The sequence below is a fragment of the Psychrobacter sp. LFX-11D genome (genome assembly GCF_904846475.1).
GTDB classification, from domain to species: Bacteria; Pseudomonadota; Gammaproteobacteria; order Pseudomonadales; family Moraxellaceae; genus Psychrobacter; species Psychrobacter cryohalolentis.
In genome coordinates, this window is sequence record NZ_CAJHAV010000018.1 from 1 (window position 1) to 14,816 (window position 14,816).

Here is a 14,816-nt window from a genome sequence, read left to right on the forward strand (position 1 = left end):
TAAGTTTAAATATGAGAACACCTGCTGAGGTACATGACGGTTATTCATGTCCTGCTTAATACAAAAAAGCCAGATACTCAGGGTATCTGGCTTAGCAAAAACTATCAATCTATTTTAGGACGAGACAGACAATTTTATTAAAAAATAACCCATCGAAAAAACTATTGCTTAGGTGGATTATCTTTTAACCATAATTGATTGACGATTTTTAATTCACGTAGCTCTTCTGCCATAATCGATTCACTAATACCTGGATATTTAATCCTTGCATAGCTATATAACACAATACCTAAGACGGTCCAGCCAAAGAAAATCCACCACTCAACAGCAGTCAGTGCTGATGGCATACCTGGCATATATAGCATCAATAAACCAAAGCTAAGCGCAATCGTTATCATACCGACAAGCTTACCTGCTGGTATCTTAAAGGGACGTACCATATCAGGCTCGCGGTAGCGTAGTACCAAGAATGAAATAGCAACACAGGTATAGGCAATGACGATACCAAAACCACCAGCATCAACGATCCAAACCAACATCTTGCGACCAAATAAAGGTGCTAGCGTTGCTAAACCACCAATGAGGAGAATCGCATTCGAAGGTGTATTGTATTTTGGATGTAACTTACCTAAAAAAGCTGGCAACATGCGCGCTTTTGACATCGCATAAAGTAGACGACTACCACCAATTAAGAACGCATTCCAGCTTGATAAAATACCCAGTACACCGCCGATAACCAGTAAAATACCTGCCCATTTGCCTTGCCAAGCATTGGTCATGGCATCAGCTGTGGCTAAGGTTGAGCTTTCTGCTTGTACCAGTGGCAACGTCGTACCCACGCTCCAAGCGATACCCACATACCACATCACCGCAACGACGATAGAGAGAATCAAAAACTTACCGATATTAGGACGAGTTAAATCAATCTCTTCTGCCGCTTGTGGAATAACGTCAAAACCCACAAACATAAAGGGCACCATGACAATGACGGCCATCATGCCACCGACACCACCAATGAAGGCTGGCGATTGTATTGCTGTAGAGGTTTCAGGATTATAAAGCACTGCACCAATAAATAGTAAGGTTCCGACGAATAAAATACCTAGTACTGCAGTTTTTTGGAACCATGCACTGACTTCCATACCGCGTATATTTAGCCACGTTACAATGACGGAGCCCAGCATCCCAACCCCTACCCATGTGGCATAAACATCCCAGCCAGCAATGGTCCAGAGATAACCTTGATTATAATTAGGAATAAAATATTCTACAACTGTAGGCAAAGCGACCGCCTCAAACGCGACCACAGAGAAATAACCAAATAGGATACTCCATGAACAGATAAAGGAGACATTTACTCCCAGCGCGCGATGGGTATAAGTATGCTCACCACCAGTGATGGGCATCGATGCCGCAAGCTCAGCATAAGTCACACCAATCAGTATCACTGCCAGCCCACCTATAAAGAATGCCAACATAGCACCCCAAGTACCAGCAGATAAAATCCAACCGCCCGCCAAGACGACCCAGCCCCAACCGACCATTGCACCAAATGCTAAGGCGATAACATCTAGCGTCCCTAACGATTTTTTTAATTCAGACATAACTTGCTCCTTGTCCGTGCTTCATCCGTGTGAATCTTTTTTCATTACACTTAGAGTGACACTGTATTTTATATAACAGGGTTTTATTTAACAGGGCATTGCCCCTCATGTTTATCTTTCCATACTTCTCAGCCGAGAAGCTCGATAGTATTTTTAATATCTCGATAGCGGAGACAACAACGGCGTCTTGACTTGCAAGGCGCCGTTGTACCAACACTGCTTAGGATTTGACTATAAACACAGCCCAACCTTTAGCACTTGTTATCCTTTAAGCTATCAAATACTTAGGCAGTCAAAATACCTTTGATGATATCAAGACCTTCTTGTAGCACTTCATCTTCAACCGTCAATGGCACCATCACACGAATGGCATTGCCATGCATACCGCAAGATGCTAGTAATAAACCTTGCTCAAATGATTTCGCTTTTAGGTTAGTCGTCGCTTCAACGTCAGGCTTACCATCACTATCGATTAATTCAAACGCGAGCATGGCGCCTTTATGGCGAATATGTCCGATACTACTTAAGTTTAAGCCCTTTAAAAATGACTCAATTTTTTCGCCAATCTCAATACTACGCTCAAGTAGGTTTTCCTCTTCGATGACTTCGATGACTGCTAAAGCGGCTACACAAGCAAGTGGGTTACCAGCATAAGTACCACCCAAGCCACCTACTTGCGGGGCATCCATAATATCAGCACGACCAATAACGGCAGAAATAGGATAACCACCTGCCAAGCTCTTAGCACTAGTCATAAGATCTGGCTCAACGCCCAATTGTTCACAGGCAAACAACGTACCCGTACGCGCAAAACCACACTGTACTTCATCAAAGATTAGGACAATGCCGTGCTCATCACAGATATCGCGTAAAGACTTAGCAAATGATGGCGTGACTTGATGGAAGCCACCCTCACCTTGTACTGGCTCGATAATCATCGCCGCCACTTCACTAGGATCGATATCCGCTTGGAAAATCATCTCAAGGCTATGCAATGCTTGTTCTTCAGTAACATTCAGCTCATCGCATGGGAATAGTGCATGGAATACAGGCCCTGGCATCGGACCAAAGTTCTTTTTGTATGGCAATACTTTACCAGTCAAGCTCATGCACATAAGCGTGCGACCATGCCAACCGCCAACGAAAGAAATCACACCTGGACGACGGGTTTTTGCACGAGCAATTTTGATACAGTTTTCAACCGCTTCTGCACCAGTGGTCAAGAAGAATGCCTTTGTGTCGCCACTGATAGGCGCTTTTTCGCAAAGTTTTTCGGCAAGATCGACATAGCATTCATAGTTAATCATTTGCGCAGCAGTATGGGTGAATTTGTCTAGCTGCTCGTGCACACGCTGCGTGATTTTTGGATGACTATGACCGGTATTTAGTACTGAGATGCCGCCAACGAAATCGATATAACGATTGCCTTCAATATCCCAAACTTCTGAGTTTTTTGCTTTTTCGGCAAAGATAGGAAAAGCCACACCCAGTCCGGTTGGCAATACCGCTTTACGGCGTGCAAGTAATGATTGATTGGTAGTCATAAGAATGTCCTTTTCTTTCTTTTTACGTAGATGCCAGTGAAGTGATGGCGGTTTATAGAGTATATTACAGTTGGGATTCGTGGCACTGAACCCCGTTTCGTGCTATGTGACAATTAAATATGTGACCATTAAAATAGAATATAAAACTGAAAAGCTTAGCTGACGTCAGAACACCAGTATTTGGTCACGACATATTCTTCGATGCCGTATTTTGAACCTTCACGACCAAAACCAGATTGTTTGACACCGCCAAATGGTGCTACTTCTGTTGAGAGCATGCCCGTATTATGTCCAACCATGCCATATTCAAGACCTTCGGTCACACGCCAAGCACGCGCATAGTCGCTGCTATAAAAATAAGCTGCTAGACCGTAGATAGTGTCGTTGGCTGCGCGAATAACCTCTTCTTCAGATGAGAAAGTAAAGACTGGCGCGATAGGACCAAATATCTCTTCGCTGGCAATATCCATATCAGCGCTGATATCGGTGATAACAGTGGGGTTGTAAGCAAGGGCTGACGCATTATTCGTACTGCCACCAGCAATCAGGGTTGCACCTTTGTCTAGCGCATCTTTTAGTAGCGCTTGTACCTTTTGTAAGGCTTTTTCATTAATCAAAGGACCAACGTTGACCCCTTCTTCCATGCCATTACCGACTTTTAGCTCAGCGACTTTTTTGATAAAGATATCTAAGAATTCATCTTTAATGCTGTCTTGAACATAAACGCGGTTGGCACAGACACAGGTTTGACCGGCGTTACGGTATTTAGAAGCGATTAGACCTTCAGCAGCTTTTTCAAGATCGGCATCATCAAAAACGATAAACGGTGCATTGCCGCCAAGCTCTAATGACAGCTTTTTAATCGTTGGAGCACACTGTGCCATTAAGGTGCGACCGACTTCGGTAGAACCCGTGAATGATAGTTTGTGAATGCGAGCATCGCCGGTAAGAATATCGCCGATAACAGATGATTTACCGGTCACAACTTGGATAACGCCTGCAGGAATACCTGCTTGCTCAGCCAATGCACCGAGTGCTAAGGCAGAAAATGGCGTTTCAGTCGCAGGTTTGATAATGATAGTACAGCCTGCTGCTAGTGCAGGAGCTGCTTTACGCGTGATCATCGCCGCTGGAAAGTTCCAAGGCGTGATGGCAGCACAAACGCCAACCGGCTGTTTTAATACCACATAGCGTAATTGCGAGTTGGTTGCAGGAATGACATCACCATAAACACGCTTGCCTTCTTCTGCAAACCAGCGGATAAAGCTATTGGCATAACCAATCTCGCCGCGTGATTCAGCCAAAGGCTTGCCCTGCTCGGCGGTCATGATAATGGCCAAATCTTCTTTGTTGGCATCGATAAGATCTGCCCATTTTTGCAGCAGCTGCGCGCGTTCATGTGGGGTTTTGGCGGCCCAAGTGATTTGAGCTTCGTGAGAATAAGTAACAGCATCATTGACATCAGCGGTCGTCAAGCTTGGCACCGTACCGATAACATCGCCGTTGAATGGATTGCTCACTTCAATAGTGGCATCATCATTGGCAGCGTGCCATCCGTCTTTGATAAGACACTGCTGTTTGATCAAATCTGGGTTTGAGAGATTTAGGGTAGTCTTTAGCATCGTAACACTCCATGTTTGTCGCTATTACTTATTTATTATCTATAAAGCTATCTAACGTTGGCATAAGCTTGTCTTTTTAAACAGCTATTAAACCAATGAAAAATTGACGTAAGCAGTCAGTAATAATGATTGATAATATATGCACTGTTCAATATACTGAACAGATATTCCATATATGAGACATCATTATAAGAACGATGCGATACTCTTTGCAACCGTTATTTTGATAGTTCTCGAACATATTTTTTATTTTTACTTTTTAACTGACATTTTAATAGGCAACTTATGAGTACCAGCGCCGTTCCTGCTCTAGACAAAACGTTTCAAATTCTGGATTTAATCACGGCAAGCCAGCAGCCCTTAACGGCAGCTTATATTGCAAAAGAGTTAAAGCTACCACGTAGCTCAACGCATAATATTTTGCAAAGCTTACTTACCAAGCATGTCATCTATAAGGATAGCGAAGGACGCTTTCACTTAGGTTCTTACTTGCTATATTGGGCGGGTAAATACGAGCAACAGCAAGGGGTGGTGCAGTTATTTAAAGACCTTATCATGCAATATCCTATCCTGTTACAGCACACCGTCACCTTGTCCAAAATGGATTTGGGCGAAGTGGTTTTTTTAGCATGTCATGAAGCACCAGCTCCGCTTGGTTTTACTTTCCGTGCTGGTGTGCGCGTACCAGCAGTATTTTCTGCCACGGGCAAAGCTATGCTTTCAACCTTGCCCATGCATAATATCAAATCACTTTATGAAGGTATCTTTCCAGAGCCAATGACACCTAACGGAGTTAGCAACTTTGAAACTTTAGCGGATGAAATTTTTGTCATACAGCAGAGCCGTATTTCACTGGATGATGGGCAATTACGTGATGGTATGTATTGCTTAGGGACTTACATACGCAATGCGTCGGGCAATGCGGTTGCGGGTATGGCAGTCAGCTTTTTACAAGCAGAATATGAGTCCAAGCGTGCTGAGGTCAGTGCTGTACTGATTGAATTGGCGAAGCAAATTGAACAGCGTTTAGGTTTCATTGATTAGCAATAAAAACTAAACGCTGCTATTTCCTTGTTTAAAGAAAGAAAAATTTATACCAGTAGCACTTTATAATATTTGTACTTATTTTATTTAGGGCTGACGATAAGCCCTGATAAAAACGCCTGCAAATTGTCATTGAGCTTTTGCAGGTAATAACTGCCTTCGACCAAGACAATCAGGGGTTTGATCAAACAATCCCGTCAGCTTTCAATTTGGCGATCATATCGCTGTCATAGCCCAAATTACTAAGCGTGCTGTCAGTATGCTCGCTCAAACGCGGTGGCGGTGTACGATAAGTGACAGGCGAGCCTGAGAGTTTAATGGGGCTACCAAGTGCTCTTACCGGACTGCCTTGCGCGGCAAAATTAACAATCATCCCTCGTGCCAGCGCTTGCGGCATAGCCAAAGCTTCTGCAACATTATGAATAGGACCGCAAGGAATACCCGCCTCATGCAAGCGCGTAAGCCAATATGCACGTGGATGCTCGGCAAATGCGTTTATGAGCCACTCACAAATCAGCTCACGATGGGCAACGCGTTGAGGGTTGGTCGCAAAACGACTGTCAGTATGCCACTCTACGGATAACATCTGGCATAGTCTGGCAAATTGACTGTCATTACCGCAGGCTAAAATGAAATGCTCCTCCCCTGCACCGGCAAACACTTGATAAGGAACGATGTTAGGGTGACCATTGCCCAGTCTCGGCGGTATCTCACCAGATGCCAAATGATTCATACCAACATTGGCGAGCATTGCCAGCGCACTGTCTAGTAACGCGACATCGACATGTTGACCCATTCCAGTATGCTGGCGCGCTATTAACGCCGCTTGAATACCAATCGTCAGCTGCAAACCTGCAAACAAATCTACCACTGCCACGCCAACTTTATGCGGTTCGCCATCAGTAGGTCCAGTGATGCTCATTAGCCCTGACAAACCTTGAATAATATAGTCATAGCCCGGCAGCTCAGCATCGGGACCTGTTTGCCCAAAGCCCGTTAATGAGGCATAAATCAGACGTGGATTGCTTTGCTTTAAACTCTCATAGTCCAAACCGTATTTTTTCAGACCGCCAACTTTAAAGTTTTCTACCACGATATCGCTTGTTTCAGCGAGCTGCTTAATGATGTTTTGTCCAGCAGGCGTGGTGATATCGACCGTGAGGGATTTTTTATTGCGATTAATGGTGGCGTAATAAGCGGATGTATCATCGCTGAATTTTGGCGGCGCCCAATGACGGGTTTCATCACCAATATGTGGACGCTCAACCTTGATCACATCGGCACCAAGGTCGGCGAGCACTTGAGTGCAAGAAGGACCTGCCAATACCCGCGACAAATCAAGCACCTTGATACCATATAATGCGCCTTTTGATACCGCATCAGTCGCAATATCAGCGGTAGCATTATTAGTAAATTTGGCTTGTTCAGGCTGTTGTGTCGTTGTAGTGACAGTCATAATAATCCCTTATTGATAACGTATTTTTTATAATGATAAAAATGATAAGACAGTACCTAGTCCTCATTTATCTAATTCTTTAAAACTACTGCTAAACCAGATATAAATGAGGACTAATAACTAAAAAACGCACGCTACTGCTTATCAAGTGCTTCGTAAGAAGTACAACAGTAACGTACGTTAATGGTCGGGAAATTAGCCAATACTTATTAGCTAACAACGCTTAATAAAATGCCTGAATCCCAGTCTGCGCGCGACCTAAGATGAGCGCATGAATATCATGGGTACCTTCATAAGTATTGACCGCTTCTAAATTCATCACATGACGAATAATATGAAACTCATCAGAGATACCATTGCCGCCATGCATATCACGGGCAATACGGGCAATCTCTAGCGCTTTGCCGCAATTATTACGCTTAATCAGTGAAATCATTTCAGGAGCAGCATTGTCCTCATCCATCAAACGACCAACACGCAATGCTGCTTGCAGACCTAGTGTGATTTCCGTTTGCATATTGGCAAGTTTTAGCTGTACCAACTGTGTCGCTGCTAGCGGACGACCAAATTGTTTACGGTCAAGGGTATACTGGCGAGCCGCTTTCCAGCAGAATTCAGCAGCGCCCATTGAACCCCAAGCGATACCGTAACGGGCTTTATTTAGGCAACCAAACGGACCTTTTAGACCACGAATATCTGGGAAAGCATTGGCTTCAGGGACAAACACTTTGTCCATAACAATCTCACCCGTGACAGACGCACGCAATGAGAACTTGCCTTCGATTTTCGGTGCGGACAGCCCTTTCATACCTTTATCTAAGATAAAACCACGAATGTCACCAGCATCATCTTTTGCCCAAACGACAAATACATCAGAAATCGGGCTATTGGTAATCCACATTTTATTACCAGTCAGCTCATAACCGCCTGCCACTGCGCGCGCGCGCGTTGACATTGATGAAGGATCTGAACCCGAATCCGGCTCTGTCAGACCAAAGCAGCCGACATATTCCCCAGTTGCCAGTTTTGGCAGATATTTTTCTTTCTGCTCTTCTGTACCATAGGCATGTATCGGATGCATGACCAAGCTTGACTGCACGCTCATCGCTGAACGATAGCCCGAATCCACCGCTTCCACTTCTTTCGCAATCAAACCATAAGCCACGCTTGACATGCCAGCACAACCATAACCGTCGATCGTCACACCAAGAAGACCCATCTCGCCCATCTGACGCATGATATCGCGGTCAAAATGTTCATTACGATTGGCCTGAATGATACCCGGCATCAGCTCTTTTTGAAAAAACTGACGCGCACTGTCCGTTACCATGCGCTCTTCATCTGTAAGCTGGTCACGTAATAAAAATGGATCTTCCCAATCAAAACGTGGGCTGCTAGAAGTTGCCATGTGGTGCTCCTTGTTGTCAGTCATCCTGACCGACGATTAATGGTGAATATGATGCTTTGGCTAAATTTACTATTGACTTCAAAATTCCGCTGTGCGAAACTTAGTTTCATAATATAAACTATTTAAGCAAAATTTTAGCGTCCTGTAAACCCTTATTCATTCAGATGGTTATAAAATGAGAAAAAATATGCTGGTAGCTGCACCATTACTGGATCGATTAAATAGCTCCCTTACCCAAGGTAAAGAAGACAACGATAGGCAATTTGTCACTGCCCTTGGACGTGGCTTAATGATATTGGCAGCTTTTGAGCATGAAGAGACGCTTAGCCATCAGCAATTATGCCAGATGACAAAATTGCCAAAAGCGACGATTACTCGTCTGATTCATACCTTGATGACGCTTGGATTTTTGCGCGTGACGCTACATGGACAGTATAAATTGGGTAGTAGTGCGGTGCGATTAAGTGCAACAGCGTGGAGTCGTCATGATTTAGTGGCAGCAGCTGAACCGTTATTGCGGCAGTTTGCCAGTCAAAACGAGGTGTCGGTGAATTTGGCAACCGAAGTCGAAGGGGAGATGCGCTATCACGCTTGCTGTCGTAGCCCTGCCCGCCTATCGGTCAATTTGCAAGTTGGCTCAGCCGTTCCCGTCGCCCGAACCGCTATTGGACGTGCTTTTTATGCGGCTAGTTCGCAAATACGACAGGCTGTTATTCGTAGTAATTTACAAGAGCAGCTATCAGCAGAAGATTATAACCATGCGCAGGCTGCTTTATCTGACGCCGCAGACCATTATAAAATGCATGGTTATACCGTATCGGATGGTGAGTTCTCTACGGACATATTAGCAGTGGCCGTTGGTGTCTTTGATGTTGCGACTGGGCAATATGCGTATTCACTCAATGCCAGTGTCCCAAGTGCCAATTGGGAAAGCGAAGACTATGCGGCGATGATAGTACCTAAGTTGCAAGCGTTGGCTGAAAGGATTGGCAGCGGGGTTTAAACTAATTGAGTTGCCAGGTAAGTTTTAACTTAGTTTACCAATGATACTAAAGCCTTTCGATGCAATCAAAAAGTGATTTGGTCTAAGTGCTATACACTTTGTAGCAAGTAGTTTGTGCTGAAGCGTAAGAGACGTTAAAATTTTATGTAAATACCAATAATAAAAGTAATGTGCCATAAGCCATTGATTGAAGCGATTGATATAACTGGCAAATTGACCTTGTTGAATAATTGCTTTTAAACTATTAATGTCCGAATTTTCTATATGCTTTATATAAACGTATAGACTCCCCCTTTGCAACCGATTGGGCGAGTTTCAGGCCCTGCACTCTCGCAGCAGCGGGTTGAAAACATACTGCAGCGGCTACTGTGCATTGCGGATAAACGCTTTTTTAACCTTTATGCATCGTCCTCGTCACAGCCTACAAGATGCTTTTTAGACATTACCACCAGACACTGACAGTCGGTTTCAATTTTATTTTTAATATTTTCTGCCATTGATTATAGGTAACTTAATCATAGCTACGCGACAAACCGTCATTAAAACATGAGCTTAAGGTTTTTTTTGGAATTATTAAAGCCTGAGAGTAGTAATTGCAAGGTCTTTATTGGTCTGCCGTTACTTAATTGATATGGAGCCGTGATATTATAGGCGTATGATACACACCACAAATTTGAGCCCCTAAGGGCGTTTGGCCTGCTTTTAACATGTTGGCTTTTAGCGCTTTCGCTCATTTTAAAACTCTTATTTAATCTTTCTATATTGAATCATGAATAGCGGCAAAGTTACCAAATAACTTACTGCCGCATTTTTTAATTCCTATTTTTTATAGTTGAGCCTTGTTATGCCCGATTCCAGAACCAATTTGAACCCTGAGCCTGAACACAACTCCCCTTACCTAACCGGTGTTTTGCTACGCTACAGCACCTTTGGCGCCGCAATCTTGCTGTTTTTAGCAGGATTACTCCTCGTCAACTGGGTACTCATTATCATCGGTGGACTCGCCGTTGGGCTAGGTATTTATGACTTATTGCAATCTAAGCACTCTATCTTAAGCAACTATCCTATCGCCGGTCACATCCGCTATGTGTTAGAGGATTTCCGTCCTGAGATTCGCCAGTATTTGCTCGAAGACGACAAAGAGCAAGTGCCGTTCTCACGTCAGCAGCGGGCCTTGGTCTATCAGCGCGCCAAAAACGTCAGCGATACCAATGCTTTTGGCACTTTGGACAATTTATATGCTCATGGTAAAGAATGGTTTTTGCAATCTGCTGTCAGTGAGCCGATTAAGAATAAAGACTTCCGCATCATTGTGGGCGGTGAGCGGTGTAAGCAGCCGCATGATATGTCAGTGTTTAATATCTCAGCGATGAGCTTTGGCAGTTTGTCTGCTAATGCCATTATGGCGCTCAATCAAGGCGCAAAAATGGGCGGCTTCACTCATGATAGTGGTGAAGGTGCTATCAGTCCTTATCATCGTAAATTCGGTGGTGATTTGATTTGGGAGCTGGGTACAGGTTACTTCGGTTGCCGCGATGACAATGGCAACTTTGACCCACTGTCATTTGCCGAAAAAGCTGTTGATCCGCAAGTCAAAATGATTGAAATCAAACTGTCACAAGGTGCTAAGCCCGGTCAGGGCGGCGTGTTGCCAGCAGAAAAAATCACCCCAGAAATCGCTGAAACCCGTCAAGTGCCGATGGGTCAAGACTGCGTATCACCTGCGTCGCATTCTGCTTTTAGTACGCCTCGTGAATTGGTTGTGTTTTTACAGCAGCTACGGGATTTATCAGAAGGCAAGCCAGTTGGCTTTAAGCTATGTATTGGGCAGCCTTGGCAGTTTATGGCGATTGTCAAAGCCATGATAGAAGCCGATAACTACCCTGATTTTATCGTTATTGATGGTGCTGAAGGCGGCACGGGTGCTGCACCTGTTGAGTTTATGGATAGCGTCGGTATGCCATTGATCGATGGTTTTTTATTCGTCCATAATACCTTGGTTGGGGCAGGCATTCGCAACCAAATCAAACTTGGCGTGAGTGGCAAAATCGTCTCAGGTTTTGATATCGCTCGCTTACTTGCATTGGGCGCTGATTGGTGTAACTCTGCACGTGGCTTTATGTTTGCTGTCGGCTGTATCCAATCACGCTCTTGCCATACCAATACCTGCCCGACAGGTGTGGCAACCCAAGACCCTTATCGTCAAAAAGCACTTGATGTACCAAGTAAGGCTGAACGCGTTGCCAGTTATCATAAAAATACCCTAAAATCGCTTGCCAGTATCGTTGGCGCAGTCGGCTTACAGCACCCAAGTCAATTGCAGCCTTATCACATTGCACGCCGTTTGGATGATGGACAAATTAAGCTATTGTCGAAGTTCTTTTATTTCACCGATAAAGGCGCCTTACTTGATCATAATGCGCGATCAGAGGTCTTTAATCAGATGTGGGTAATGGCAGATTCGTCGAGCTTTTTAGCCAATAATGATGCGCTGATTGCTTATAATAAAGACTCGCGCGATATCGGTAAAGAAACCGGTGCGCCAACAGAAAAAACGGTTGGAGAGGTAGACGTCAATATTGATGGTGGTAAAATGATTGGCAATGTCAATAATACCGTCCGCGATTTTATACCGCCAACTGTTTAACCATTTAACAGTGTTTGGCTGTGACAATCACGCAATTTATTTCCTTATAAAAGATAGATGATTGATGCCAAACACTGTTTTCAAAAAACTTCTTCATGTACTGCCAATGATGCTTATGGCGCTTATGACTGTTGGTATAAGTGCTTGCCAACCAACTGATAGCAATCAGACGGACACTGCTTCTACTGATTGGTCATGTCAATCACACAACACACCGTTTGCTTATAGCACCTGTCATATTCAGTCTGATTTATTGACAGATAAGCGCTATTCATTAGCATTATTTTGGCAACAATCTGACAGTCGTCAACCGCTACTGACTTTCGATAATCTCTTGAGCAGCCTGCCCCCATCGCAATCTTTGAAGTTTGCCATGAATGCGGGCATGTACAATGAAAATTATGCACCTATTGGCTATACCGTCATCAAATCTGAAGAGATACGTGCATTAAACCTGAAAGAAGGCGGCGGCAATTTTCACCTCTTACCCAATGGCGTACTGTGGTGGGATAAGTCTGGCAAGGTACAAATTACTGAAAGTAATGCCTTAGCCGAGCAGCTAAAAAACGGCACTGCGCAGCCATTGTATGCTACCCAATCTGGTCCTATGCTGGTCATTAATGATGCTATCCATCCGCAGTTTGACCCTGATGGCACCTCAGCTAAAATTCGCAACGGTATAGGCGTGTGTAGCGATGGCAGTCTACAATTTGTCAATAGCGAAGCACCCGTGACCTTTTATCAGTTTGCCGCACTATTTAAAAACGAATTGAAGTGTCCAAATGCTTTATTTTTAGATGGCGGTATTGCATCCGCTTTATACGCACCCACGATAGATAAGCATGACAAAAAAGAGATGGGTGTGATGATTGGACTGGTTGAGTCAGCACAATAGACCATAGTATGGTTACTTACACTCCATCAATTCATCATAAGTAACACCATACCTAATGAGACTGCATCTTTTTAGACTCACTGAGCCACATTAAGTATTTATTAATAAAAATGAAGGCACTATTATTCTTAATAATAGTGCCTTTTTTGTGCTTACTTAATCCTTTTCATAACATCAGTAACTGGGAAATAGCGATTCCAATAAGCTCGACTTACATCTTATTTACTTTTGTGCACTTTGATAATCATTGGTTAACAATAATGCTCATTATAGAAGTATCGTTTACATAGATGCTATACAGGTAGCAGCTATGTGCTACAGACTACTCCAGCACCCTTAGGCTATATTACTTAGCAAGCAAGGCTTACTAGATTTCTTAAAGATAATGCCAATGCTAAGGATTAAAATAAGTATTAGAAATTTGAACAGCTATATAGTGATTGCTAGCAAGTCTCAATAGCAATCACTGATTTAGAGGACAAGCTAAGATTGGATGTCAAAAATGACCTTTATTTTAATGTCATTTAGATTGCAGGCTACTTATATCATTCTTCATAACTTAACAATAATAGTAAAAAGGATAATAGCTCATGGATAATATCAATCGTACAGTAGTAGTCAATGACAACGCTGACCCCATTACAGGTGAGCCAGGCTCACATCCAATAGGTACAGCTCTTGGTGGTACAGGCGGTGCAGCAGCAGGCGCAGCTATTGGTGCTATTGGTGGTCCATTAGGCATGCTGATTGGTGGTGCTATTGGTGCTATCGTCGGCGGTGTCGCAGGTAGCTCGGTCGGTGAGATGCTAGACCCAACAGTAGAATACGAATACTGGCAAGAAACTCATACCACGCGCCCTTATTATCATGAAGATTATGATTATGATACCGATTATCATCCAGCCTATGCAGTAGGTTATGCCACCCGTGCGCATTATCCAAATGCGACGCGTTTCGAAGAAGTTGAAGCTGAGCTTGAACAGCGCTGGTATGAGGTAAAAGGCGACTCACGCATGACCTGGCTACAAGCAAAAGACATGGTACGTGATGGTTGGGATAAGACCCATGCCCGTATGAATGGTGAAAACTATGAGCCAAAAGAGTACGTCCATTATGCAGGTCATAGAGAGCCTATTGAGCCCATTCATCATGGTGAAGATAAGCCGCATCCAGTAGCGACTGGTACTGGCGCGCTTAGTGGCGCAGCAGCAGGTGCAGCCGTAGGCACAGCAGTTGGAGGTCCAGTTGGCACCTTAGTAGGCGGTGCTGTTGGAGCAATCGCAGGTAGCAAAGTTGGACATGAAGCAGGCGAGATGGTCAATCCTACCGATAGCTTAGAAGCTCATGAGAAGCCGCATCCTATTGCTAGTGGTACTGGTGCACTGGGCGGTGCAGCAGCAGGCGCTGCTGTAGGTACAGCAGTTGGTGGTCCAGTCGGTACGGTAATCGGCGGCTTAGCAGGCGCAGTTGCTGGTGGTGCTGGTGGCCAAGAAGTTGGTGAAGCCGTTAATCCTACTGATCAAAATGAAGTACAACGAGAAGCCAATCCTGTTAGTAGTGGTACAGGTATGGTCGGCGGTGCAGCAGCAGGCG

9 protein-coding genes and 2 pseudogenes are annotated in these 14,816 nt (G+C 44.2%); 6 read left to right on the top strand and 5 right to left on the bottom strand.

Going from position 1 to position 14,816, the window contains the following annotated elements:
• Positions 1-161 precede the first annotated feature (161 nt).
• The 3 genes from JMX75_RS11535 to JMX75_RS11545 all read right to left on the bottom strand — a co-directional run bounded on the left by JMX75_RS11535 (position 162) and on the right by JMX75_RS11545 (position 4,770).
• Positions 162-1,604 (bottom strand): APC family permease, encoded by a 1,443-nt coding sequence (locus JMX75_RS11535; RefSeq protein ID WP_201532420.1) that lies wholly within the window; start codon positions 1,602-1,604, stop codon positions 162-164.
• A 284-nt stretch (positions 1,605-1,888) separates the two neighbouring features.
• On the bottom strand, positions 1,889-3,148 hold the full coding sequence (gene gabT, locus JMX75_RS11540) for a 4-aminobutyrate--2-oxoglutarate transaminase (RefSeq protein WP_201532421.1): 1,260 nt from the start codon (positions 3,146-3,148) through the stop codon (positions 1,889-1,891).
• Between the two features lie 155 nt (positions 3,149-3,303).
• A complete protein-coding gene (locus JMX75_RS11545; protein ID WP_201532422.1) occupies positions 3,304-4,770 on the bottom strand; it encodes an NAD-dependent succinate-semialdehyde dehydrogenase in 1,467 nt (488 codons plus the stop codon).
• A gap of 285 nt (positions 4,771-5,055) precedes the next feature.
• Here JMX75_RS11545 and JMX75_RS11550 point away from each other — a divergent pair, with 285 nt between their 5' ends.
• Entirely contained in the window at positions 5,056-5,814 is a 759-nt protein-coding gene (locus tag JMX75_RS11550) for an IclR family transcriptional regulator (RefSeq protein ID WP_201532423.1), read from the top strand.
• A 184-nt stretch (positions 5,815-5,998) separates the two neighbouring features.
• Here JMX75_RS11550 and JMX75_RS11555 read toward each other — a convergent pair whose 3' ends face one another.
• Positions 5,999-7,270 carry a CaiB/BaiF CoA transferase family protein gene (locus tag JMX75_RS11555; protein WP_201532424.1) on the bottom strand — a complete coding sequence of 424 codons (1,272 nt, stop codon included), beginning with the start codon at positions 7,268-7,270 and terminating at the stop codon, positions 5,999-6,001.
• Between the two features lie 223 nt (positions 7,271-7,493).
• Complete coding sequence (locus JMX75_RS11560; RefSeq protein ID WP_020443096.1) at positions 7,494-8,678, bottom strand: acyl-CoA dehydrogenase; 1,185 nt, start codon at positions 8,676-8,678, stop codon at positions 7,494-7,496.
• 175 nt (positions 8,679-8,853) lie between these two features.
• On the opposite strand from JMX75_RS11560, the gene JMX75_RS11565 reads away from it, so the two are divergent.
• From JMX75_RS11565 to JMX75_RS12950, 5 genes and pseudogenes are all read left to right on the top strand, one after another.
• Positions 8,854-9,681, top strand: a complete 828-nt coding sequence (locus JMX75_RS11565; RefSeq protein WP_201532425.1) for an IclR family transcriptional regulator — start codon at positions 8,854-8,856, stop codon at positions 9,679-9,681.
• 844 nt (positions 9,682-10,525) lie between these two features.
• The gene (locus tag JMX75_RS11570) at positions 10,526-12,328 is read left to right on the top strand and encodes an FMN-binding glutamate synthase family protein (RefSeq protein ID WP_133105324.1); all 1,803 of its coding nucleotides are present in this window, start codon (positions 10,526-10,528) and stop codon (positions 12,326-12,328) included.
• Positions 12,329-12,392: 64 nt separating this feature from the next.
• Complete coding sequence (locus JMX75_RS11575; RefSeq protein ID WP_201532426.1) at positions 12,393-13,223, top strand: phosphodiester glycosidase family protein; 831 nt, start codon at positions 12,393-12,395, stop codon at positions 13,221-13,223.
• Between the two features lie 590 nt (positions 13,224-13,813).
• Positions 13,814-14,293 (top strand): annotated as a pseudogene (locus JMX75_RS13130) (hypothetical protein); the annotation flags it as partial.
• Positions 14,294-14,374: 81 nt separating this feature from the next.
• Positions 14,375-14,554 (top strand): annotated as a pseudogene (locus tag JMX75_RS12950) (glycine zipper domain-containing protein); the annotation flags it as partial.
• Between the last annotated feature and the right edge of the window lie 262 nt (positions 14,555-14,816).